This window comes from Mycolicibacterium gilvum, from assembly GCF_900454025.1.
GTDB lineage: Bacteria > Actinomycetota > Actinomycetes > Mycobacteriales > Mycobacteriaceae > Mycobacterium > Mycobacterium gilvum.
The window spans coordinates 184,064-206,255 of sequence record NZ_UGQM01000001.1 but is presented as its reverse complement, the minus strand read 5'-3'; the positions used below and the strand labels follow the sequence as shown (position 1 = coordinate 206,255).

Annotated in this window: 25 protein-coding genes; 7 read left to right on the top strand and 18 right to left on the bottom strand. The window is 70.4% G+C overall.

Annotation, left to right across the window (positions count from 1 at the left end; all coding sequences use genetic code 11):
- Nucleotides 1-4: 4 nt before the first annotated feature.
- The 4 genes from DYE23_RS00990 to DYE23_RS00975 are packed head-to-tail and all read right to left on the bottom strand — an operon-like array spanning nucleotide 5 to nucleotide 3,468.
- A complete protein-coding gene (locus DYE23_RS00990) occupies nucleotides 5-1,585 on the bottom strand; it encodes a glycosyltransferase family 39 protein (protein WP_115326246.1) in 1,581 nt (526 codons plus the stop codon).
- A gap of 11 nt (nucleotides 1,586-1,596) precedes the next feature.
- Nucleotides 1,597-2,286, bottom strand: a complete 690-nt coding sequence (locus DYE23_RS00985) for a hypothetical protein (RefSeq protein ID WP_011891470.1) — start codon at nucleotides 2,284-2,286, stop codon at nucleotides 1,597-1,599.
- The gene (locus tag DYE23_RS00980) at nucleotides 2,283-2,888 is read right to left on the bottom strand and encodes an Rv1363c family protein (RefSeq protein ID WP_115326245.1); all 606 of its coding nucleotides are present in this window, start codon (nucleotides 2,886-2,888) and stop codon (nucleotides 2,283-2,285) included. Before DYE23_RS00980 ends, DYE23_RS00985 begins: the two co-directional genes overlap by 4 nt.
- Before the next feature lie 25 nt (nucleotides 2,889-2,913).
- Entirely contained in the window at nucleotides 2,914-3,468 is a 555-nt protein-coding gene (locus DYE23_RS00975; RefSeq protein WP_115326244.1) for a dihydrofolate reductase family protein, read from the bottom strand.
- A gap of 63 nt (nucleotides 3,469-3,531) precedes the next feature.
- Between DYE23_RS00975 and DYE23_RS00970 the strand changes: the two genes are divergently transcribed.
- On the top strand, nucleotides 3,532-5,532 hold the full coding sequence (locus tag DYE23_RS00970) for a M13 family metallopeptidase (protein WP_115326243.1): 2,001 nt from the start codon (nucleotides 3,532-3,534) through the stop codon (nucleotides 5,530-5,532).
- A gap of 20 nt (nucleotides 5,533-5,552) precedes the next feature.
- On the opposite strand, the gene DYE23_RS00965 is transcribed toward DYE23_RS00970, so the two are convergent.
- The 7 genes from DYE23_RS00965 to DYE23_RS00935 form a co-directional block, all read right to left on the bottom strand.
- Nucleotides 5,553-5,993 carry a thiol-disulfide oxidoreductase DCC family protein gene (locus tag DYE23_RS00965; protein ID WP_115328826.1) on the bottom strand — a complete coding sequence of 147 codons (441 nt, stop codon included), beginning with the start codon at nucleotides 5,991-5,993 and terminating at the stop codon, nucleotides 5,553-5,555.
- A gap of 78 nt (nucleotides 5,994-6,071) precedes the next feature.
- Nucleotides 6,072-6,479 carry a hypothetical protein gene (locus tag DYE23_RS00960; RefSeq protein ID WP_115326242.1) on the bottom strand — a complete coding sequence of 136 codons (408 nt, stop codon included), beginning with the start codon at nucleotides 6,477-6,479 and terminating at the stop codon, nucleotides 6,072-6,074.
- Nucleotides 6,479-7,690 (bottom strand): DUF58 domain-containing protein, encoded by a 1,212-nt coding sequence (locus tag DYE23_RS00955; protein ID WP_115326241.1) that lies wholly within the window; start codon nucleotides 7,688-7,690, stop codon nucleotides 6,479-6,481. Before DYE23_RS00955 ends, DYE23_RS00960 begins: the two co-directional genes overlap by 1 nt.
- 4 nt (nucleotides 7,691-7,694) lie before the next feature.
- The gene (locus DYE23_RS00950) at nucleotides 7,695-8,648 is read right to left on the bottom strand and encodes an AAA family ATPase (protein ID WP_115326240.1); all 954 of its coding nucleotides are present in this window, start codon (nucleotides 8,646-8,648) and stop codon (nucleotides 7,695-7,697) included.
- Nucleotides 8,645-9,127 (bottom strand): hypothetical protein, encoded by a 483-nt coding sequence (locus tag DYE23_RS00945; RefSeq protein ID WP_011891478.1) that lies wholly within the window; start codon nucleotides 9,125-9,127, stop codon nucleotides 8,645-8,647. Before DYE23_RS00945 ends, DYE23_RS00950 begins: the two co-directional genes overlap by 4 nt.
- On the bottom strand, nucleotides 9,124-10,080 hold the full coding sequence (locus DYE23_RS00940) for a DUF4129 domain-containing protein (protein ID WP_115326239.1): 957 nt from the start codon (nucleotides 10,078-10,080) through the stop codon (nucleotides 9,124-9,126). The genes DYE23_RS00945 and DYE23_RS00940 overlap by 4 nt, the downstream gene beginning before the upstream one ends.
- 99 nt (nucleotides 10,081-10,179) lie before the next feature.
- Nucleotides 10,180-11,154 carry a L,D-transpeptidase gene (locus DYE23_RS00935; RefSeq protein ID WP_013470406.1) on the bottom strand — a complete coding sequence of 325 codons (975 nt, stop codon included), beginning with the start codon at nucleotides 11,152-11,154 and terminating at the stop codon, nucleotides 10,180-10,182.
- Between the two features lie 177 nt (nucleotides 11,155-11,331).
- Between DYE23_RS00935 and DYE23_RS00930 the strand changes: the two genes are divergently transcribed.
- Nucleotides 11,332-11,628 carry a thiamine-binding protein gene (locus DYE23_RS00930; protein WP_013470405.1) on the top strand — a complete coding sequence of 99 codons (297 nt, stop codon included), beginning with the start codon at nucleotides 11,332-11,334 and terminating at the stop codon, nucleotides 11,626-11,628.
- Nucleotides 11,629-11,633: 5 nt separating this feature from the next.
- Here DYE23_RS00930 and DYE23_RS00925 read toward each other — a convergent pair whose 3' ends face one another.
- The 3 genes from DYE23_RS00925 to DYE23_RS00915 are packed head-to-tail and all read right to left on the bottom strand — an operon-like array spanning nucleotide 11,634 to nucleotide 13,762.
- Nucleotides 11,634-12,785, bottom strand: coding sequence for a glycosyltransferase (locus DYE23_RS00925; RefSeq protein WP_115326238.1), 1,152 nt, complete (start codon nucleotides 12,783-12,785; stop codon nucleotides 11,634-11,636).
- 42 nt (nucleotides 12,786-12,827) lie between these two features.
- Complete coding sequence (gene ricR / locus DYE23_RS00920) at nucleotides 12,828-13,142, bottom strand: copper-sensing transcriptional repressor RicR (RefSeq protein ID WP_011891484.1); 315 nt, start codon at nucleotides 13,140-13,142, stop codon at nucleotides 12,828-12,830.
- Nucleotides 13,139-13,762: a DUF305 domain-containing protein gene (locus DYE23_RS00915; RefSeq protein ID WP_115326237.1), complete on the bottom strand. Its 624-nt coding sequence runs from the start codon at nucleotides 13,760-13,762 to the stop codon at nucleotides 13,139-13,141. Before DYE23_RS00915 ends, ricR begins: the two co-directional genes overlap by 4 nt.
- 76 nt (nucleotides 13,763-13,838) lie before the next feature.
- Between DYE23_RS00915 and ilvD the strand changes: the two genes are divergently transcribed.
- The 4 genes from ilvD to DYE23_RS00895 all read left to right on the top strand — a co-directional run bounded on the left by ilvD (nucleotide 13,839) and on the right by DYE23_RS00895 (nucleotide 17,814).
- Nucleotides 13,839-15,572 carry a dihydroxy-acid dehydratase gene (ilvD, locus tag DYE23_RS00910; RefSeq protein ID WP_041799738.1) on the top strand — a complete coding sequence of 578 codons (1,734 nt, stop codon included), beginning with the start codon at nucleotides 13,839-13,841 and terminating at the stop codon, nucleotides 15,570-15,572.
- 114 nt (nucleotides 15,573-15,686) lie between these two features.
- The gene (locus DYE23_RS00905; protein WP_011891487.1) at nucleotides 15,687-16,121 is read left to right on the top strand and encodes a hypothetical protein; all 435 of its coding nucleotides are present in this window, start codon (nucleotides 15,687-15,689) and stop codon (nucleotides 16,119-16,121) included.
- A gap of 84 nt (nucleotides 16,122-16,205) precedes the next feature.
- Nucleotides 16,206-16,958: a chymotrypsin family serine protease gene (locus DYE23_RS00900; RefSeq protein WP_142360631.1), complete on the top strand. Its 753-nt coding sequence runs from the start codon at nucleotides 16,206-16,208 to the stop codon at nucleotides 16,956-16,958.
- Between the two features lie 40 nt (nucleotides 16,959-16,998).
- The gene (locus DYE23_RS00895) at nucleotides 16,999-17,814 is read left to right on the top strand and encodes a nitroreductase family protein (protein WP_011891489.1); all 816 of its coding nucleotides are present in this window, start codon (nucleotides 16,999-17,001) and stop codon (nucleotides 17,812-17,814) included.
- A gap of 5 nt (nucleotides 17,815-17,819) precedes the next feature.
- On the opposite strand, the gene arr is transcribed toward DYE23_RS00895, so the two are convergent.
- The 4 genes from arr to DYE23_RS00875 all read right to left on the bottom strand — a co-directional run bounded on the left by arr (nucleotide 17,820) and on the right by DYE23_RS00875 (nucleotide 19,739).
- Nucleotides 17,820-18,248 (bottom strand): NAD(+)--rifampin ADP-ribosyltransferase, encoded by a 429-nt coding sequence (arr, locus tag DYE23_RS00890; RefSeq protein ID WP_011891490.1) that lies wholly within the window; start codon nucleotides 18,246-18,248, stop codon nucleotides 17,820-17,822.
- Nucleotides 18,249-18,357: 109 nt separating this feature from the next.
- Nucleotides 18,358-18,795 (bottom strand): hypothetical protein, encoded by a 438-nt coding sequence (locus DYE23_RS00885; RefSeq protein WP_115326236.1) that lies wholly within the window; start codon nucleotides 18,793-18,795, stop codon nucleotides 18,358-18,360.
- Between the two features lie 44 nt (nucleotides 18,796-18,839).
- Nucleotides 18,840-19,073, bottom strand: coding sequence for a hypothetical protein (locus tag DYE23_RS00880; protein ID WP_013470401.1), 234 nt, complete (start codon nucleotides 19,071-19,073; stop codon nucleotides 18,840-18,842).
- A gap of 84 nt (nucleotides 19,074-19,157) precedes the next feature.
- Entirely contained in the window at nucleotides 19,158-19,739 is a 582-nt protein-coding gene (locus tag DYE23_RS00875; RefSeq protein ID WP_011891492.1) for a TetR/AcrR family transcriptional regulator, read from the bottom strand.
- A gap of 27 nt (nucleotides 19,740-19,766) precedes the next feature.
- On the opposite strand from DYE23_RS00875, the gene DYE23_RS00870 reads away from it, so the two are divergent.
- Nucleotides 19,767-22,142 carry a PEP/pyruvate-binding domain-containing protein gene (locus DYE23_RS00870; RefSeq protein ID WP_115328825.1) on the top strand — a complete coding sequence of 792 codons (2,376 nt, stop codon included), beginning with the start codon at nucleotides 19,767-19,769 and terminating at the stop codon, nucleotides 22,140-22,142.
- Nucleotides 22,143-22,192 lie beyond the last annotated feature (50 nt).

The window sequence follows — 22,192 nt, the reverse complement described above, 5'->3', positions numbered from 1 at the left end:
TCCGTCACGAACGCGCGCCGGCCGGCACCGATCGCACCACCTCGGTCTGGTTGAACCGCCACCGTTCGGCGGGCACGAATCCCTGTACGCGCGCGACCCGGTCCACGGGGGCGTCGGCCGGCGAACCCGGGGCCGCATCGCCGATGGTCCACAGCACCGCGCAGGTGCGCAGGTCGTCGGCGCGGACGCCGAGCGGTTCCCGCGCGGAGAACAGTGCGGTGCGCTCGGGCGGGGCGAGCCCTAGGTCGCGCGCGGCGACGGGATGCGCCCGGCGGGCGCCCTCGATCGCATGGGGCACCGACGGGGCCGTGCGGTCGTCGACGACGACGCAGTCGCGGGGTCCGGATTCGCGGGCCAGCAGCTCCGCGACCTGGCTGTAGTCCGACCCGTATTTGGCGTAGGGCCCGCGCTGCGCGAGGTAGTTCGGCGCCGCGGCGACGGCGAGCACCGCCAGGGTCGCGGTCAGCCGCCGGGTGTCGTCCCGGCACAGGGTCACCACGCACAGCCCGATCAGCAGTGCGAGCGCCGGCGTGGTGAACGTCAGGTAGTGCGGCTGGTACAGCGGCCGCACCAGCACCGAGTACCCGAGCAGCACGACGGTCGGAACGACGATCCACGCCACCGCGCCGAACACCAGAACCCTGGTGCCCGAGGGGTTTTCGATGAGGGCACCGTGGCGGCGACGGGCGCGCACCGCCAGCGCGGCCACGATCACGATCACCACGATCAGCGGCGCCACCCGCGCCCACGCCGACATCGCGACACGCAGCTGCTCGGCGCTGAACTGCTGCTGGTCCGGTCCGACGGCGCGCACGCTGTCGGAGTACACCGACGGGAAGTACTGCTCGCCGGCGATCTGGCCCAGCGTCACCGGCCCCACCGGCCAGATCCACGCGATCTGGGCGTGCTGGGACAGCAGGACGACGAACAGCGGGATCAGCGCGACCGATGCGACGACGACCGTGACCAGCCAGGCCCGCACGGTGCGCCGGTCGGGCCTCGTCGCCGCCAGCATCGCCGCGTGCCCGGCGAGGATCAGCACCACCATCACGTTCACGGTGACCGCGCCGACGAGCGCCGCGCTGTAGCCGAGCCACCATCGCCGTCCGCCGCGGCGCACGGCCGCCACGAACAGCACGGTGAGCCACACCGCGCACGCCATCGACAGCGCGTAGGGCCGCGCCTCCACGGCGGCCCACGTGGTGCGGGGCAGCACCGCGAACACCACCCCGGCCGCGATCCCGACCTTCCGGCCCGACAACCGGGAGCCGAGCACGCAGGTGCCTGCCGCTGCGACACCCACCATGAGCGCACTGGGGACACGGGCCCAGAACTCCGTGACCGGCACGATCTCGAACCAGCCCCGCAACAGCAGGTAGTAGAGGCCGTGCACGGCGTCGACGTGGTGCACGAGCGTCCACAGCGCGTCCACCGGGCGCGTCGCGGCCGACAGCGTTGCGGCCTCGTCGACCCACAGCGACGGGCGGAAGGCGGCCGCGACGCCGAGCGCGAACGCCAGCACACCGACCACGACGGCGTCGGCGCTCCACTGCCGGGCCGGGCCCGGTCCGTCCCCCCGAAGCACTCGCGCGGGGCCTACCGGGAGTGGATCGGCGACACGTCCTCGACGACCCACCGCCCGTCGGTCTTCGACAGCGCGACGCGCAGCGCCAGCACCGCGGTGTCGGGCCGCCGGCCGGGCGCTGACTGCGTTCCGCGCAGGATGACCGCGACGCTGGCGGCATCCGGACCGATGGCCTCGACGCCGGCGGAGACGGTGCGGGCCTGGGCCGACACGTTTCTGCTTCCGAGATCCTCGGCCACGGCGGCGAATTCGCTCTTGAACCGCTCGGCGCTGGCGGCCGACATCATCGCCGCTGCCCGGTCGATGGATCCGGTGGGGTTCTGCGGGGTGAAGGTCGCCGATGCCTCGGCGACACTGCTGGCGATGCCGGCCACCTCGGCGGTGTCGTCGCGCAGGACGCGGTCGGGGACAGTCCAGGACACGTAACCGACGACGGCCGCGGCGACCACCGCCGCCGCCGCGGTCCCGGCCACGGCGAGCCGCAGACCGGGGCCCTCGTCGTCGGTGCCGACGGTGACCGCGTCGCGGCGTGCGAGCACGAGGTTGACCACGACACCCTCGACGATCAGCAGGCACAGCACCGAGCACACCGCCACCCACCACAGCGGCCAGCTCAGCGCAACCCCGATGTACACCAGCGCAGCGATCGCGGCGGCCGGTGCGAGCAGGTCGAAAACCAGGACGCGCCAACGGTTCCTCATCGCACCGACTCCAGCCGCGACACCTTCAGCGCGCCGTCGACGTCGGTGACGTCCAGGCGCAGCGTCCAGCGCACCGTCTGCGGCGCCTCGGTGCCCGAGTTCTCCGACAGCGACGTCGCGATCACCATCACGGTGTCAGTGCGCGACGAGAACCCGGTCAGGTCCGTGGCGGGCGGCGCCGCGGGCGCGTCCGGGTCGTCGTGATGGATGGTCTCGATCGCGACGGAGTCGACCTGCCCGGTGGTGCTCGACTTCAGTGTCTGCACCAGCGTGCGGAACGGCTCCATGCTGCTCTCGAAATCGGCGTTGAGCCGGCCGACGGTGCCGTCGTGCAGCCTGGCCATGTCGGCCTCGATGGTGTCCTTGTTCAGGTTGATCAGGATGCCCGTCCAGTCCGCCGCGGTCTGCAGCACCTGCGTGCGGTACCGGAGTTCGTCGGTGTCGGCGCGGTGGCCGGACCAGAAGAGGCCCGCGAGAACGACGGCGACGACAGCCACCACCCCGGCAACGGCGGAGGCGACGCCGTAGCCACTGAAGACACCTGAGACGCCGGAGACACCGCCCCCCGGCGCCGGGTCGGAAGGCTGCTCGTCATCGGGCATGCGCGTGAGGGTACCCGGGTGCCGGTCAGCTCCCGCGGCGGTAGCGCAGCTGCACGACTCCGGACGCCGGGAACTCCCTGGCCCCGACGAGGCTCAGCGGTTGACGCCGCTCACCGAACAGCGCGAGACCCGAGCCCAGCAGGACCGGATAGACGACCAGCCTGATCTCGTCGACGTAGGGCAGCAGCGTCCGGGCGGTCTCGGCGCCGGCGAAGACCGCGACGGCTCTGCCGCCGCTGTCCTTGAGTCGCGCCATCTCGGCGGGCAGGTCGGCGCCGATCCGCTCGGCCGGCCCCCAGCTCAGGTCCGGCGTGCCGTGCGAAAGCACCAGCTTGGTCACCGTGTTCATCAGCCGGGTGTGCTCACGGTCGACGGCGCGTTCGGTCGGGCCGTCCTGCCAGTACGGCGCCAGCAGCCGGTAGGACGTGTGTCCGAAGATCATCGCGTCGATGCCGCGCAGCTGCTCGGCCATCAGCTCGTCGACGTCGTCGTCGCCGACGTCGGTCCAGCTCAGATCGCCGTCGGGTCCGGCGATGTAGCCGTCGACACTCACCTGGATGGACAGAAAAATCTCGGTCATGGGTGTTCAGACCCGCGTGCCGGTGCAAACTCAGCGGTCGCGTCCTTCTGGCACCCTGGTGGGGTGACGGTAGAAGCTACATCTGACACCTCTGCGAAATCCGGCATCGATCTGCGCTACGTCGACGCCGACGCCCGCCCCCAGGACGACCTGTTCGGTCACGTCAACGGTCGCTGGCTGGCCGAGTACCAGATACCCGGCGACCGGGCGACCGACGGCGCGTTCCGCACGTTGTACGACCGGGCCGAGGAGCAGATCCGCGATCTGATCACCGAAGCCGCGTCGGCGCACGCCGCCGAGGGCACCGACCAGCAGCGGATAGGGGACCTGTACGCGAGCTTCATGGACGAGCAGACGGTCCGCGACCGCGGCCTGGCGCCGTTGCTCGACGAGCTCGCGGCCATCGACGCGGCCGGGTCACCCGACGCGCTGGCCGAGGTCCTGGGCTCGCTGCAGCGCACCGGAATCGGCGGTGCGACCGGTCTCTACGTCGACACCGACTCGAAGAACTCCAGTCGCTACCTGCTGCATCTGACCCAGTCGGGCATCGGGCTGCCCGACGAGTCGTACTTCCGCGAGGAGCAGCACGCCGAGATCCTGGCCGCCTACCCCGGCCACATCGCGGCGATGTTCGGGCTCGTGCTGGGCGGGGATCCCGGGGAGCACGCCGCGACGGCCCAACGGATCGTCGCGCTGGAGACCAAACTCGCCGCCGCGCACTGGGATGTGGTCAAGCGGCGCGACGCCGACCTGACCTACAACCTGCGCACGTTCGCCGAACTGACCGACGAGTCACCGGGTTTCGACTGGACACGCTGGCTCGGCGGACTCGGTGCCGATCGGGACAAGGCCGCCGAGGTCGTGGTGCGCCAGCCGGACTATCTGACGGCGTTCGCATCGCTGTGGAGCGGCTCAAGCCTTGAGGACTGGAAGGACTGGCTGCGGTGGCGCGTCATCCACGGCCGAGCCTTCCTGCTCACCGACGAGCTGATCGCGGAGGACTTCTCGTTCTACGGCAAGCGCCTCTCGGGCACCGAGGAGATCCGGGATCGCTGGAAGCGCGGCGTGTCGGTCGTCGAGGCCCTGATGGGCGAGGCGCTGGGCAAGCTTTATGTGGAGCGTCATTTCCCGCCGCAGGCCAAGGCCCGGATGGACGAGTTGGTCGCCAACCTGCGCGAGGCCTACCGGGTCAGCATCAACACGCTGGACTGGATGACGGCGCAGACACGCGAGAAGGCCCTGGTCAAGCTCGACAAGTTCACGCCGAAGATCGGCTACCCGAACACGTGGCGCGACTATTCGGCACTGGTCATCGAGCGTGACGACCTGTACGGCAACTACCGGCGCGGGTATGCGCTGGAGTACGACCGCGATCTGGCGAAGCTGGGCGGGCCGGTGGACCGCGACGAGTGGTTCATGACGCCGCAGACGGTCAACGCGTACTACAACCCGGGGATGAACGAGATCGTGTTCCCCGCGGCGATCCTGCAGCCGCCGTTCTTCGACGCCGATGCCGACGACGCGGCCAATTACGGCGGTATCGGCGCGGTGATCGGGCACGAGATCGGGCACGGGTTCGACGACCAGGGCGCCAAGTACGACGGCGACGGCAACCTGGTGGACTGGTGGACCGACGAGGACCGCGCGGAATTCGGCAAGCGCACAACGGCGTTGATCGAGCAGTACGAGCAGTTCACCCCGCGCGGGCTGGAGCCCTCGCACCACGTGAACGGCGCGTTCACCGTCGGCGAGAACATCGGTGACCTCGGCGGGCTCTCGATAGCACTGCTCGCCTACCGGCTCTCGCTCAAGGGTGAACCGGCGCCCGTCATCGACGGATTGACGGGTGTGCAACGAGTCTTCTATGGGTGGGCGCAGGTGTGGCGCACGAAATCCCGTGAGGCCGAGGCGATCCGGCGGCTGGCGGTGGACCCGCATTCACCACCGGAGTTCCGGTGCAACGGCGTGATCCGCAACATGGACGCGTTCTACGACGCGTTCGACGTCGATCCCGAGGACGCCCTGTATCTGGAACCTCAACGGCGCGTGCACATCTGGAACTGAGCCGACGCCGGGGGTGCGCGTCAGCCGAGAAAGCGGGCGCGTACCTCCGGCGCGGGGATCGGGCAGGTGTCGTGGGTGCCGAAGATGCGGTACCGGACCCGGGCGAATCCGTCGTAGAGCCGGTCGCGCACAGGGGCGGGGATGACACCCGCCACCCTCAGCACCCGCCACGGACCACCGAGGTACGCCGCGACGCGCAGCGCCGCATCGGTTCTGACGGCCACCCGTTCGTCGGACTGTCCCGGGTTCTCGACGAACACGATCGAGTCGACCCCCGCCAGGTACGGGTGGCGGGTGAGCACGCCGTCGGCGAATTCACCCTGCAGAGCCGCGAACCGTAGGCTGCCGTGCGGGTCCAGCCGCAGGATGGTCTGCACGGCGCCGTTGCAGAATCCGCAGATCCCGTCGTAGAGCAGCACGGGGGCGGGCCGGGTCGTCAGGTCGGGCGTCGGGTGCGACATTCGGGGGACCTCCTCGTCCTGTGACGGCATTCCCCATCTGCTGCCGGTGATGCACGCTGTGACGAACGGAACGCCGGTTCAGCGGGTGAACGGCCGCAGGGCCAGCAGATAGCCGGCGAGCAGCGCCGGCGCTGCGATGAGAGGAAGCCACGGCACACCGAGGGGCAACGCCGCGACGACGGCGGCGACCGCACCGAACCCGACGGCGAACACCATCGTCGGCACGGTCGCCGCGGTGTGCAGGACAACGAGATACACGGTCGCGGCCAATCCGGCCAGCACCGTGTGCAGGGGTGCGGACGGGTTCAGGACGATGGCTCCGACGACCAGGACGACCGCCACCGTGCCCGCGGGACGCAGCCATGCCGACGCGACCACCGCGGCCACCGCGGCGCCCAGCACCAGCAGTGCCGGCCCGCTCGCCCGGTAGGCGGCGGCGCCCGTCATCAGCACCCCGAAGGCGACCGGCAGCAGCGATCTCGTCATCAGCGTCTCCGGCGCGCGGGGACCAGCGCCATCGCCTGGTCCAGCGTCGCGTCGCCCGGCCAGGCCACGATGTCGACGCCGACGGTGGCCATGTCGCGGTACATGAACGAGCGCTGCATCGCCCACATGCGGTGCACCAGCGGGTCGTGCTCGCCCTCGACCGGGCTGCCTTCGAGCACGTCGACGACGACCACCGGGTGACCCCGTTTGCGCAGATCGATCAGTGCGAGCGCGAACTCGGTGTCGAGCATCGTCGAGAACGCGACGACGATCGCGCCCGTCGGCACGGCGGCGCGGGGAGCCAGTGTGCCGGTGGCCTTCTCGAATGTGTCGTCCGCGCCGAGCACCGTATCGAGGATGCGGTAGAACTGCCGCCGGCCGATGTCGGCGCCGAGCCAGCGGGTGCTGCGGCCACCCAGCGCCACCAGCCCCGCGCGGTCGCCGTAGCGCAGCGCGCTCTGCACAACCTGCGCGGCGCCGCGGGCCGTGCGCTCCGTGGCCGCGGTGGCCGGGCCCGGTGGCTGCGGATAGGTGTCGACGAGCACCACCACGTCGGCGGCCCGGTCGGTGAGCCGTTCGGTGACGTGCAGAGTTCCGCGGCGGGCACTGACCGGCCAGTTGACGATGCGCAGCTGATCGCCGGGCACGTAGGGCCGGATGTCGGCGAATTCGACACCCGGGCCGGTGTGCCGGGTCAGATGGGTACCCAGCCGGTCGAGCAGGTCGGTGCGCGGTATCGCAGTGGATTGCGCCGGCGCGAGCGGGAACACGCAGACCTCCGCGGCGTCGACGGTTCCGGTTCCGGTGACCAGACCGCCCCGACCGCAGACCCGCACACCGGCGCGCACCGGATACCTGCCCCACCGAGACGACTGCACGGTCAGCTCACCCGCCGGCCGATGGGTGAGCACCATCGGGGCGGGGGCGGTGCAGTCCAGCGTGACCGCGGCGCCGTCGTCGGCCACGGCCGTCATCCCCACCGACACCTGCTCATCCTCGAAACACCTCTGAAACGGCGGACTTCCGGTCACCGTCACGGTCGGCAGCCGTCGCTGCCACCCGATGGAGCACAGCGCCCCGGCCAGTGGCGCGGCGAACGCGACCAGCTCCCAGCGTCCGGCCACCAGCGCGACCGTGATCGCCGCCGCCACGCATGTCGCGATCGACTGGGTCAATGCCGAGGCGCGCCAACGCAGTTCGACGGCGACCATGCTCTCACCGCGCCCGGGGCACCGGGGTACGGCGTAACAGTTCCTCGACCACGTCGGCGCCCTGCACCCGGCGCACCCACATCTCGGGGCGAAGGCTGATGCGGTGCGCCATCGTCGGCACCGCAAGGGCTTTGACGTCCTCGGGGATCACGTAGTCACGGCCGAGCAGCAAGGCCCGGGCCCGCGCCAGCTGCACCAGGTCGAGTTCGGCGCGGGGGCTGGCGCCGACGGCGACCTGCGGGTGCTGCCGGCTGGCCGCGGCCAGCGACACCACGTACTGCACGACATCGTCGTGCACCGACACCTGTTCCACGGATTCCTGCATGTGCAGCAGATCCTGCGCGTCGACGATCTGATTCACCGTGGCCGGCGCGGATCCGCGGTCGAGGCGGCGGCGCAGCATCGTCGCCTCCTCCGACTCGGAGAGGTACTTCAGCTCGAGCCGGATCGCGAACCGGTCGAGTTGCGCCTCGGGCAACGGGTAGGTGCCCTCGTATTCGATCGGGTTGTCGGTGGCCAGAACCAGGAACGGTTCGGGCAGTCGGTGGGTGGCGCCGTCGATGCTCACCTGCCGCTCGGCCATCGCTTCCAGCAGGGCCGCCTGGGTTTTCGGCGGGGTCCGGTTGATCTCGTCGCCGAGGAGCAGGTTGGTGAAGACGGGGCCGCGACGGAACTCGAAACGCCCGGACTGCATGTCGTAGATGGTGGAGCCCAGCAGATCGGCGGGCAGCAGGTCGGGCGTGAACTGCACCCGGGTGAACTCCAGACCGAGCGCGGCGGCAAAAGATTTGGCGATCAACGTCTTTCCGAGTCCGGGTAGGTCCTCGACGAGCACGTGGCCACGGGCCAGCACCGTGATCAGGATCAGGTTGAGCGCACCGCGCTTTCCGACGACGCCGCGCCCGATCTCGTCGAGCACGGCTTCGCACCGCGCGGTGGTGAGCGCCGGCGTGCTCACAGTCGCTCCAGGCGTCGCAGGATGTCGTCGAGTGTGCGCCGTCCCGGTCCGGGTTCGAGGCTGCCGGATCGCGAGATGTTGTCCGGATCCACCCACTGCCACAGCTCGTCGCCGAACACCATCCGTCCGGTGGCCTCGAATGCTCTGGGGTCCTTCGCTTTCCGTCGGCCCGCGGCGAGTTCGAACTGCCGGGCCAGCATGGGGCGCAGCCGCCGGTCCCAGTCCGATCGCGACGATTCCGACCATGAGATCAAAGTCTCGGTGCGCGAGAGCCACCGCCGGATCGCCGCGGCGGCGTCGTCGGCGCGCGCGTCGTCGTCCGGTACGGCATCATGATCCAGCCGGGCCCGCACGGCGATCAGCACGCACGCCAGCGCACCGCCCGTGACCGCGACGACGACTTCACGCTCGAGCTGGGTGAGCGCGAACGCCTGCACCGCGATCACCAGGACGACGCCGCCGACAACGAGTTTCGTCACGGCGCGACCCGCAGATCCCGTAGCACCGCCTGCAGCGCCCGCACGGCGGCGACACGGTGACCGTCGTCCATGACGTGGGGGCTGAAGCGCGCCTCCTCGAAGAGGTCGACGAGTTCGGCGGCGCTGTCGGCCTGCAGCGCGTGGTGCCGGGTCGCGCGGGCCAGCACTTCGGACGGGGTGTCGGAGTCCTGCGGTGTGGTGCCCGGCGACTTCTCCAGTTCGCGTTCCATCGCGAGGTAGCACGCGATGATCGCCTCGCGGGCATCGCGATTCGGATCGTCCACCTCGGCCAGCCCGAGTTCGGCGGCCCGGACGAGATCAGGTCCCGCGCCGCCGGTGGTGGCGTCGGAGGGTGCCTCGACGGGCACGGCCGGCGCCGGGGTCCGCCGGCGTCCCCGCAGCGTCCCGACGACGGACAGCCCGAGGAGCACCACCGTCGCGACGGCCAGGATCCCGAACACGCTGTCGCCGGCGCCGGTCTGGCGCGGTGCCGGGGCGGGCCCGGGCTCCGCGCCCTCGGCGGGGTCGGTCGCGGACGCGCCCTGCGGGGCCGGCGGTTCGTCGAGCGGCAACGGCGACACCCAGCGCATCAGCAGCAGCAACACCACCGACCAGGCCAGCAGGATCGCGGCGGCGATCAGCAACGGCCGCCAGCGCAGTCGCAGCGGGCCGGCACGCGGTGCGCGGTGCGGTTCGGCCGCCGAGGGTATCCCGGAGCGCTGCCGCGCCTGCGCCAGCACCGAGATCGCGATGGCCGCGAGCGACACCGCCAGCATCGCGACGACCGCCGCGACGCTGCCCGACCCGCTGTCGAGGCGTTCGGGTTCGGGACGCGGTTCGGAGGCCTCGGGCAGATATCCGCGCAGGGCGACGAGGGCGACGGCGATCAGCACGATCACCGCGATCGTCCGCACGACCGCCCTGTGATCACCGGGTCCGGTGTGTTCGGGCATGGGCCCACCCTCGGCTGCAGCGCCGACGGCAGGGCCGCCGCCGGCCTGTGCTCATCGTGGCACGGCAGGCGCGCGGGGGGCCGCGAAAAAGCTATCCGGTCAGAACATCTGCCAGTCGGAGGCGCCGTCGGGCTGGGTGTAGAGCCCGCCGTCGGTGTTCTTGATGACCACCGCATCGCCGCTGCCGAAGTTCTCGCGGAACCACTTGGCGTTCTCGGCACTGAGGTTGATGCAGCCGTGGCTGACGTTGCTCTCGCCCTGCGAGCCGACCGACCACGGGGCGCCGTGGACGAAGATGCCGCTGTTGTCGATGCGGACCGCGTCCTTGACCTTGAGCTTGTAGCCCTCGCCGGACGGGTCGTCGACCGGAACGCCGTAGGTCGAGGAGTCCATCACGATCTCGTCGAACTTCTCCAGCACGTAGTAGGTGCCGTTCTTGGTGTCATAGCCCGGCTTGCCGAGCGAGACGGGGAAGGTCTTCTCCAGGACGCCGTTGCGGTGGACTTCCATCTGCTTGGTGTCGTTGTCGATGGTCGCGGTCAGCTGCTCGGGCACCGTGAAGCTCGACTTGGTGCCTGCCGCGTCGATGGTGACGACGGTGCCGGCCGGCCAGAAGTCCTGCGGGCGCCACCGCAGCTGGGTGTCGGTGACCCAGTAGAACCTGCCGGGGACCGGGGGATTCGACGAGATGTGGACCGCGTCCTGGGCCATCTGCCGGTTGGCGATCGGCCGCTGGAAGTTGATGTAGATCGGCTTGGCCGCGCCGGCGATCGAGCCGTTGACGGGGTTGAACGACGGCGGCACGAACGGCGGCTGACCGACGAACGGGTTCGGATTCTGCCCGGCCGGGGTGCCCTCCGGGATCGGCTGCGGCGTCCCGGGGATCACGGCGAACGGGTCGGCGGTGGCCGGGGTCGTCGCTCCGGTGGCCGTCGCCGGCGGTGGCGGGACCGGGGCGGGCGCCGGGGCCGGGGCCGGTTGGGCCAGTGCCGACGGTGCGCCGAGCGTCAGTCCCGCGACCACGCCCGCCGTCATCAGCAGGGCCATGAGCCGTTTCCTGTTTCGCTGCCGCATGCATTACCTCCAGTCCGGCGACTGACCCCAGTGTGGCACAGCGTCGCGGTCGTTCTCGCCGGTCGACGGATGCGCCGGCCCTCCACACCCTCGACAAGGAGGGTCTTGACCTGCATTGATGTTCGTCGCCCGGCCACGGATCGTTACGCCGGGGCCGCCCGGGTGACACTGGACCCCATGATCGTCGCGTTCAGCATCAGTCCCTCCGGCGCCGATGAGACCGGCGGCGTCAGTGCCGCGGTCGCCGAAGCCGTCCGGGTGGTGCGTGCCTCCGGGCTTCCCAACGAGACCAATGCGATGTTCACCAACATCGAGGGCGAGTGGGACGAGGTGATGGCCGTGGTCAAGCAGGCCGTCGACGCTGTCGCCGCCGTCTCCCCGCGGGTCAGCCTGGTGCTCAAGGCCGACATCCGTCCGGGTTTCACCGCGCAGCTCACCGCGAAGGTGCAGCGCATCGACGACGCCCTGGCCTGACCCGCCTATCTTCCGACGCCGAACTTGCATTCCAGCAGGTCGCCACTCGCACTTTCTCTGCTGGAATGCAATTTCGGCGGGCGTGGGGGCGGGGTGGCCTCGGCGATCAGGGCGCGGTAGAGCGCGACGTACCCGGTGACCATCCGCGCCAGCCCGTGCCGCTGCCGGGCGACCCGTCGCACCCCGGCCCGCGGCAGCGCCACCGCCTCGGGCACCGCGGCGGCCAGCGCCGCGACGTCGCCGGGTTCGACCAGCCGTCCGCTGTGTTCGTCGACCAGCTCGGGGATGCCGCCGCCGGCGAAGGCGACGACCGGTGTTCCGCAGGCCATCGCCTCCGCGACGACCTGCCCGTAGGGCTCGTCCCACAGCGGGGTGACCAGCGCGGCGGCGGCGCGACCGACGAGCGTTGCCAGCTCCCGCTGGCCGAGGTGACCCGCGTAGCTCACCCGGCTGCCGAGCGTCGGCGCGATCCTGCGCCGGAAGAAGTGGTCGTCGACGATCGGCCCGGCGAGCACGATCCGGCGGCCGGCCCGCAGCGCGGCGTCGACGGCGAGATGCGGACCCTTCTCCTCAAGGAGCCGACCCGACCACACGAGGTCTTCACCACCGGGGCCGGCAGGCCACCGCGACGTGTCGATTCCATTGCGCACCAATGCCATTCGACGTATCCCGACGTGCTCCCATGCGGCGGCAGCCTGGGGGCTCACCGCGGCGAACGCCTGACCGCTGCGCGCGACGGCGCCGACCGCGGCCTCCAGGGCCGGGAACGGCGGCGTGTGCAACGTCGTCAGCACCGGGACGGGCAGGCGGCGGGCCGTCAGCACCGGGACGGGGTTCAGGCTGTGGTTGTGGACAACGTCGACACCGCTCGCCGGATCGGCGAGCTCGGACATCAGCTCGACGAACGCGTGGTGGGCGGACTCCTTGATCGCGCCGGGCGGCGGGAACACGCGCGAGGCGGCGGCGCTGCGCGGCATCACCGTGACGGTCAGCGCCGGATGTTCCATCGCGAGGTCGGACCCCGCCGCAGCGCACAGCGTGACGGCGTGACCCTGCCGGATCAGCGCGCGGGCCAGATGCCAGACGTGGGACTCGATTCCGCCGGCGAACGGTTCACGGATCGGGAAGTGGTGGGGGGCGATCAGTGCGACACGCATCCGTCCCGTATTGCCGCGATCGCCTGCGGCTAGACACCCGTGTCAGGAGCGGACGAGGCGGGCGATCGCCGCGGAGGCCTCCGCGAGTTTCGCGTCCGCGTCGGCGCCGCCCGCGGCGACGGCATGGCTGACGCAGTGCCCGAGATGCTCGTCGAGCAGCCCGAGGGCGACGGATTGCAGCGCGCTGTTCACCGCGCTGATCTGGGTGAGGACGTCGATGCAGTACTTGTCCTCGTCGATCATCTTCGCGATGCCCCGCACCTGGCCTTCGATACGCCGCAGTCGTTTGGCGTAGTTCTCCTTCTGCGCGGAGTAGCCATGGGTCTCGTCGGGCGGTGTGGTCGAGTCGTCGCTCACGGCATCCCCTCCAGCATCTGTCTCATCACGCTCATCTGAGGATTCAGGCCCGCCACGATGGACTTCGCCACCGAGACGGCGTCGACGTTGGCGCCGTTGTCGATCTCGCGGGTGGCGATGTCGACACCGCCCTGGTGGTGGCCGAGCATCGTTTCCAGCCACAGTGTGTCGAACTGCGGCCCTTGCAGCGACTCGAGCCGGGCGACGGTCGCGTCGTCGACGGTTCCCGGGACGGACTGGTCGCGAGGCTCGTCGCCTCCCGGCCCGGTGCGGATGTCCGGGTTCTCGTCCCACTGCACCAGGAACACGTTGAGGATGTTGATCTCGGGCTGCTGGATCGCGACGATCTGGTCGGCGAGCGCGGTCAGCTGCTGGTTCCCCGAGCGCGCCGAGACGAGTTTCGCGAGCTCGATCCCCTGCTGATGGTGCTTGACCATCGTCGACGCGAACGTGATGTCGGCGGCGTTGTAGCCGGCCGGGTTCCCGGTGATGACGGGCGACTCGGGGATCTGGGGTCCGGTCGAACCGTCGCCGGAGACCTCGTCACCGCCACCGCCGCAGCCCGTCGCCAGCGCCAGGACTGCGAGCACGGCGAACAGGCGCAGGAGGAGCGACGTCATGCGGCCAGCGTACTAGTACCCCTCGGGGGTATCGACCGAGATGTGGCCGACGAATCGACGGGCGCATAATCACCCCATGCCCTCAGACTCACGCTCGCATTCTCTTCGCGCAAGCGGCTCATCGGTCGACATCAAACCCCGCAGCCGCGACGTGACCGACGGGCTCGAGCGCACCGCCGCGCGCGGCATGCTGCGCGCGGTCGGCATGACCGACGACGACTGGGTCAAGCCCCAGATCGGGGTCGGCTCGTCGTGGAACGAGATCACGCCGTGCAACATGTCGTTGCAGCGGCTGGCCCAGGCGGTCAAGGGCGGTGTGCACGAGGCCGGGGGTTACCCGCTGGAGTTCGGCACGATCTCCGTCTCCGACGGCATCTCGATGGGCCACGAGGGCATGCACTTCTCGCTGGTGTCCCGCGAGGTCATCGCCGACAGCGTCGAGACCGTGGTGCAGGCCGAACGCCTCGACGGCACGGTGTTGCTGGCCGGCTGCGACAAGTCGATCCCCGGCATGCTGATGGCCGCGGCCCGCCTCGATCTGGCGAGCGTGTTCTTCTACAACGGCTCGATCATGCCGGGCGTCGCGAAGCTCACCGACGGAAGCGAGAAGGAAGTCACGATCATCGACGCCTTCGAGGCGGTCGGTGCGTGTGCGCGCGGGCTGATGTCGCGGGAGGACGTCGACATCATCGAGCGGGCCATCTGCCCCGGTGAGGGCGCCTGCGGTGGCATGTACACCGCCAACACCATGGCCTCGGCCGCCGAGGCGCTCGGCATGTCGCTGCCGGGCAGCGCGTCTCCGGTGGCGATCGACAAGCGGCGCGACGACTTCGCGCGCCGCTCCGGCGAGGCGGTGGTCGAGATGCTGCGTCGCGGCATCACCGCCCGCGACATCCTGACCAAGGAGGCCTTCGAGAACGCGATCGCCGTCGTGATGGCCTTCGGCGGTTCCACCAACGCGGTGCTGCATCTGCTGGCCATCGCGTGGGAGGCGCAGGTCGAGCTGACGCTGGCGGACTTCACCCGGATCGGGCAGAAGGTGCCGCACCTGGCGGATGTGAAGCCGTTCGGCGCGTACGTGATGAAGCACGTCGACGAGATCGGCGGCGTGCCGGTGGTGATGCGGGCACTGCTCGACGCCGGACTGCTGCACGGGGACTGCCTCACGGTGACCGGTCAGACGATGGCCGAGAACCTGGCCCACATCGAGCCGCCGGACCCCGACGGCAAGGTGCTGCGGGCGATGAACAACCCGATCCACCCGACCGGCGGCATCACGATCCTGCACGGATCGCTGGCCCCCGAGGGCGCGGTGGTCAAGTCGGCCGGCTTCGACTCCGACGTGTTCGAGGGCACCGCACGGGTTTTCGAGCGCGAACGGGCGGCGCTCGACGCGCTGGAGGACGGCACGATCACCCACGGCGACGTCGTCGTCATCCGTTACGAGGGCCCCAAGGGCGGCCCGGGGATGCGCGAGATGCTGGCGATCACCGGTGCGATCAAGGGCGCCGGGCTGGGCAAGGACGTGCTGCTGATGACCGACGGACGGTTCTCGGGCGGGACGACGGGTCTGTGCGTCGGGCACATCGCGCCGGAGGCCGTCGACGGCGGACCGATCGCATTCGTGCGTGACGGGGACAGGATCCGGTTGGACGTCGCCAACGGCACGCTGGACATCCTCGTCGACGAGGCCGAGTTCGAATCGCGCAAGGCGGGCTTCGAACCGCTGCCGCCGGTCTACACGACGGGGGTGCTCGCCAAGTACACGAAGCTGGTGGGTTCGGCGGCGGTCGGCGCGGTCTGCAGTTAGCGCCGGGGGTCGATGGCGGCAACCGGTCATGTTTACCGCCGATTCACGCGTGTGTGACTTCTGGACATGAGAGCATCGCGATGCCAGTGACTGGTCACTCCGGGTGGAGACAACATGCTTCGTGTGGTTGCCGCGACATCGGCCGCAATGGCCGTCATGGGGGCGGTCTCGGTCCTACCGCTCGCCTCCGCGACTCCCCCGGATCGGACGATCCGGGTGCTCGACGGTCAGATCCGGTGCCTGCTCAGCGCCGACTACGAGGGACGTGGGCGCCCCGCGACGGTGTGCGGCAGGACCGACGGCGCGCCCTTCCAGATCTCGCCGAAGGGCAAGCCTCTCGCGGTGCTGCTCGCGACCGGTGAGCAGTACTACATCTCGGGGACGGTGCCGGGTGACCCGTCCGCCGACCTCGTGCTGGGACCGGGCCAGATCAGCAAGCTCAACGGGTGGACGGTCAAGACCGAGGATCTCCGGATACTGGTCAGCTACGACATCGGTCGGCACGGCATGCGGGTGAACCCGATCGAAGTGATGCCCGCCTGGCTGTAGCGCGCCAATACTGTTGCGCCAGCGGCAATTACCGATTTGGGTAAAAACACAGCCGGGCAGCGCCGGGTCCCGCAGACTGGGGCGGTGCGAGAACCGTCACACCGCACCATCGGTCGCCGGAAGTGGGTACGCAGCAGGGTGATGCGAAACCTACTCAAGACCGTCGGCGGCACCGCCGCGGCTGCTCTCGCCGCGCTGACCTTCACACAGGCACCCGTTGCGCACGCCTTCGGCGAGTATCCCGTGGCCAGCCCGGGGGCGCACCTGGTGAGCACCACCCTCGCCGGCAACGGCCTGCCGTACCAGTGCACCGCCGGTTTCACCGTGCGCACCCCGGGCGGAAGCCCGGGCATGCTCACCGCGGGCCACTGCGACCGTGACCCGCTCAACGACACGGTGCTGCAGCGCACCCCGACCGGCGACCGGGTGGTCGGCCGCTACGTGCGGTGGGAGGTGCTGCCGGGCGTCCGCGACGTCGGTCTGGTGGATCTGGCGGGCAGCTCGGTCCCGCTGGTCGACCAGGTCGACGGCATGCGGGTGTCCCGGGTGATGTCCGGCGACGACGTGCGGCGGGAACAACCCGAGCTGTGCAAGTCCGGCGCACGCACGGGGCTGTCGTGCGGGCCCGTCACGTCGGTCACCGACAACCAGGTGTCCTTCCGCGCCTGGGACGATCTCGGAGACTCCGGCGCGCCGGTGTACGCGCGCCAACCAGACGGGACGGTCGCGGCGGTCGGAATCCTGTTCGCGCACAGTGACGATGCGTTCGGCCGCATCGTGCACGCGTCGCTGGTGGCGCCGGTCATGTCGTTGTGGGGCCTGAGCACCTGGGGCTGAGCCGACCAGGGCTTTCCCACGTCTCTCCTACAATCGCGGTATGCCCACGGCATTTCCCGACGCGCCCGCTCTGGAGCGCGTACTGGACCTCGCCGCACACGCCCCGTCGGCCCGCAACGCACAGCCGTGGCGTTGGCTCGTCGATGATCGCGGGGTCATGCTGTTCGCCGACTGGACCCGGCGCCTCGGGGACTCCGACCACGACCGGCGCGACGTCGTCCTCAGTTGCGGCGCGGTCCTGCACCACTGCGCGGTCGCGCTGGCGGCGCAGGGCTGGTCGAGCCGCATCCACCGCTTCCCCGACCACGACGTGCTGGCGACGGTCGAACTCGAACCCGCACCCCCGGGAGGCGGGAGCCTGGAACTGGTCGAGGCGATATCGCGTCGACGGGCCGATCGCCGACCCTTCCGAGGCGACCTGGACGCGGGCACGATCGAACTGCTGATGCTGCGTGCGGAACGTTTCGGGGTCAGGCTGACGGTGGTGCCGTCGGCGCGGTGGGCCCGGGACGGGGACACCGTCGCGCTGCGCTACGGCGACGGGTCGCCGGGCCACCCCGGTGATGACGCCGCGATGCTCGTGCTGGCGACCGACACCGACACCGAGGCGATGCGGTTGCGCGCGGGGGAAGCGCTCAGCGCGGTCACGCTGTCGGCGGCGGCGCTCGGGCTCGTCACATGCCCGCTCACCGAGGCGCTGCGCGAGGCCCGCGACCGCCTGATGCTGTCGTGCGAGCTCTTCGACGGGCAGGCGGTTCCGCAGGCACTGATCCGGCTCGGGCCGCAGTCGGTCGGCGATCCGCTCCCGCCGGTGTCGCGCCGGTCGGTCGCCGAGACGACGACGTTCGACCTCTGAGGTCTCTAGTCGTAGATGACGTCGAGCCCCCGGCGCCGCAGTTCTGCCAGGTTGTCCCGCATGGTCTGCAACTGTTCGTCGGAATGCCCTTCCCAGTCGGTGATCTCGCCGACGACCAGGACCGGTTCGCGGGTGCGGAATGACCGCGTCGGGTTGCCGGGCAGCTTCTTGTCGGTCACGTTCGGGTCGTCCTCGAAGGGTCCCTGCGGTTCCACGATGTAGATGCGGCCTCGGCCTTCGCCGGCGGCCAACTCGGCTCCCCACACCGCGGCGTCCAGGGTCTGGGTGATGTAGACGTGATTCATCACCCGCCGGTCGTCGTAGTTGGACCGGTACCCGGGCATCAAGTAATCGCCCACAGCCAGTTGAGCTTTGGTGCCGTGCAGATACGCCCCTGAGGCGTGGACTTCAAAAGGCTTCGGCCGCTGCACCATAACCACTCCCTGTTCGCCGGCTCATTCGGACCGCGCGATTGTGCCGCACCAGGGGGGTATTGCCGCAAGACCCCCTTCCCGGCCTACAGTGAGAGTGGGACAGACCGGTTCAGGCGGTCACCCGCAGCTGGGCGTCCGGGTGCGAGCTGAGCGTCACCACGACGTCTTCCTCACCCGTCACGAACATCGTGTTGGCGTAACCGATGAAGCCGTAGTGCCCGTCGATGGTCGACACCGCGGTGATGTCACCGCTTCCGGCACGTCCGGTGTCGAGGTTGGTCCACGCGGCGGTCACGGTCAGCGCACACGACCCGTCATAGATTCCGGCGTCGTAGTTGATCGTCACCCGCACGCCGTTCTCGACCCGGTCCTCGGTCTGCACCGGCGCCACCATCGCCTCGGCCCGCACGGTGCCGCCGCATGCCGGGGACGGCTGCACCGGAACGGGTGCGAGTTGGGCAAATGTGTCAGCGTGTGCGGTGGGAACTCCCGCCCATGCCACGCCGAGTGAAACGGCAAGCGTGCCCACCGCCCGGATCGCTGTCATGCCCGGGATATCGGAGAGTCGAGCACAGGTGTTAGCGCCCGGCCTCAGTTGCGCACCCGCGTGTCGACCTTCGGCACCTTCACCTGGGGGTAGAGCTGGTTCAGCCAGGGGTTGTTGCTGTCGCGGCCGTAGCCGTAATCGCCCCAACCGTAACCGTTTCCGTCGCCCTGCCCGCCGAACGCCGGACCGGTGCCGTCGGCCTGCGCCGCTCCGGCGAAGCCGATCACGGCCGCCGACAACGCTCCTGCGACCACACTGAGCAATCCGATCTTCTTCACGGCCCTCGCCTCTTTCCTGCTCGTCACCGGAAACCCGGATGTCTGCTGAAACCCGGGACGCAGCGGATTGATTCCGCCGGGACCTCAGCGCGCGCGCACGCCGTCGAGCAGGATCGCGGTGGTGTCGGAAACCCACGTATCGGTCAGTCCGTCGGGTCCCCGCACCAGGACCGCGGCCAGCGCCGACCCGATCACCACCTCCAGCAGGGCCGCGGCGTCGAAACCCGCGCGCAACTCCCCGCGCGCGGCGGCATCGGCGAGGTAGGCGTCCAGACCGCTCCAGCCGCTGCCGGCGAACCGGTCCAGCACCCGCTGGTTCAACGACGGGTCCGAGGCCGCCTCCCCGATCAGCCCGGGGACCGCGAGGCGGGCGAGCGGGGAGGTCAGCAGCGCTGCGGTGCGCGCGACGATGCTGTGCAGGTCCCGGCCCAGATCACCCGTCACCGGCACCCGGGAGGTGTCCGCTTCGCGGAACACCGCCTCGTGCACGAGGTGGGCCTTGCTCGGCCAGCGCCGGTACACCGCGGGCCGCGACGTGTTCGCCCGCTCGGCGATCGCGGCGACCGTCAGATCCGCATAACCCACCGCCAACAGCAGCTCGGCGGCAGCATCGAGTACCGCGGAGTCGATCCGCGTGTCCCGGGGCCGTCCATTGTCGCTGCTCATATACGTGACAGGTGTAACGTTATGCCGGTGTTTGACGCAAGTTCACGGATCGTCGATCTCGCCGACGTCCTCGACGACAGCTTCGGCGGCAAGGCGCTGGGACTCGCCGAGCTGACGCGACTCGGGTTGCCGGTTCCTCCGGGGTTCGTGATCGCTGACGCCTCCGGCACCTCGCTCGGTGACGCGGTGACAGAACGGTTTTCGCGTATGCGCGCCGCCGGTCAGACCCCGGTCGCGGTACGCTCGTCGGCCGCAGGAGAAGACGGCGCCGAGCACTCGTTCGCCGGCCAGTACGACACGGTGCTGGGTGTCGGTTCTGTCGACGAGCTGACCGCGGCCGTCGAGAAGTGTGTCCGCTCAGCCGGTTCCGAGCGCGCAGCGGCCTACCAGGACGGCGGTGCAGCCGCCAGGATGCACCTGGTGGTCCAGCAGATGGTCGACGCCCGCGCCGCGGGCGTGGTCTTCACCGCCGACCCGACCTCGGGACGGCGGGACCTGCTGGTGATCGACGCGGTGCGCGGGCTCGGGGAGAGCCTGGTCGACGGGTCCACCGCGTCGGACCACTTCGTGCTGACCCACGCGGGGGACACCGTCACCACGGAAGCTTCGTCACAGCCCGCGTTGGCCGACGACGAGATCGACCGGATCCGCACCGGGGCACTGCTGGCCGCCGCGCACTGGGGCCGCCCGCTGGACCTCGAATGGGCGATCGACCGCGACGGGCTGCTGTGGTGGCTGCAGGCGCGCCCGATCACCACGTTGCCCGGTGACCCCAACGAGATGGACACCCCGGTCACCGGACCCACCCATGTGTACACCCGCTGCAACATCGGCGAGATGATGCCGGGGGCGTTCTGCCCGTTGACCGCATCGGTCAGTGGGCACGCCATCGATTACGCGATGCAGATGGTCCAGGTCGCCGGCGGGGTCCAGGAGCGCTACGAGGACCGCGCGCGCCAGGTCGGCTATTTCTTCGGCCACATGTTCCTGAACATGACTGAGGGCACGGCGCTGAGCTCCGGCATCCTCGGCAACTCCCTGGAGCAGTTCTCGCTGTCGGTATGCGGCCGCGTGATCGACGAACTGGAGCCCGGACCGCCGAAACCGTTCGTGCGCAAGCTGATCAACACTGTCCGGCTCAGCACCTTCGCGCTCAGCTCGGCTCCCGCGATCCGCCGCCTGCCGCAGACCATCGCCGCGTTTCCGCCGATCACCAGCCGCGACCCTGCCGTCGTACTGCGCCACCTCGAGGCCGGCGTCGACATCTACCGCGAGGTCACGCTGATCCACGTCCGGTCGTCGTCGCGGTCAGCGGTCGCGGCCAATGTGCTGGAGAGCCACCTCGTGCGCCGTGCCGCCAAGCGTGGCGCGTCCGACACCGCGGGCAGCGCGGAGGCCATCCGGCTGATGACCGGGGCGGGCGTCGAAAGTGCCCTGATGGTCGAGGAACTCACCGCGGTGGTCTCGATGCTGCGGCGCGACGGGGACGCCGCCGCCCGGTTCCTTGCCGCCCCCGCGGGCGAGGCCGTCACCCGGCTGCGGGCGGCGGAGACGCCGAGCGGGGCCGCCCTCCGCACGTTCCTGGACCGGCACGGGCACCGCGGCTACCGCGAACTGTGCATGCGGGATCCGTCCTGGGCGGATGATCCGGACGGTCTCGGCGCGATGATGCAGGTCATGCTGCGCGGGGCGGCACCGGAGAACCCCGCCGCCACCGCGCCCTCGGATCCGGCACAGTCGCGGACCCTGCGGGTGCTGGCCCGCCTGGCGCAGGCGGGCGCCCGCGGCCGGGAGGAGACCAAGTCGCGGATGGCATTGATGGCGCATCTGCTCAAGCGCGGCTACCGCCACCTCGGTGAGGTCTTGCACGAGGCCGGGCGTCTGCCGGACGCGGACCTGGTGTTCTTCTTCGACCGCCGCGAACTGCCCCTTGTGGTGTCCGGCGACGACGTCACCGAGCTGGTGCACCGCGCCCGGCAGCGTCGCGAGGCCCTCCCGTTCCAGGCCGCGCTCGAGTTCGGCGACGTGTCGGTCGGGCGGCCGACGCCGATCGTGCGCGCAGCCGTCTCCGGCGACGGTGTGGTCGCGGGACGGCCGGCCGGTCACGGCACGGTGGAAGGTGTTGTCCGCGTGGCACGTTCGGTCGTCGAGGCGCGCGATCTGCAGCCCGGCGAGATCCTGGTCGCTCCGGTCACCGATGTCGGCTGGACACCGTACTTCGCGGTGATCGCCGCCCTGGTCACCGACATCGGCAGCTCGGTGTCGCACGGCGCCGTGGTGGCACGCGAGTACGGATTGCCCTGCGTGGTCAACACTCTGGTGGGCACGCAGGTGCTGCGCACCGGTGACCGCGTGCGCGTGGACGGCGACCGCGGGTTGGTGACGGTACTCGACAGTCCCTGACGGTTTCCGGCGAGCGGAATAGCCTCCCCACGCCCGGTGTTGCCCCGCCC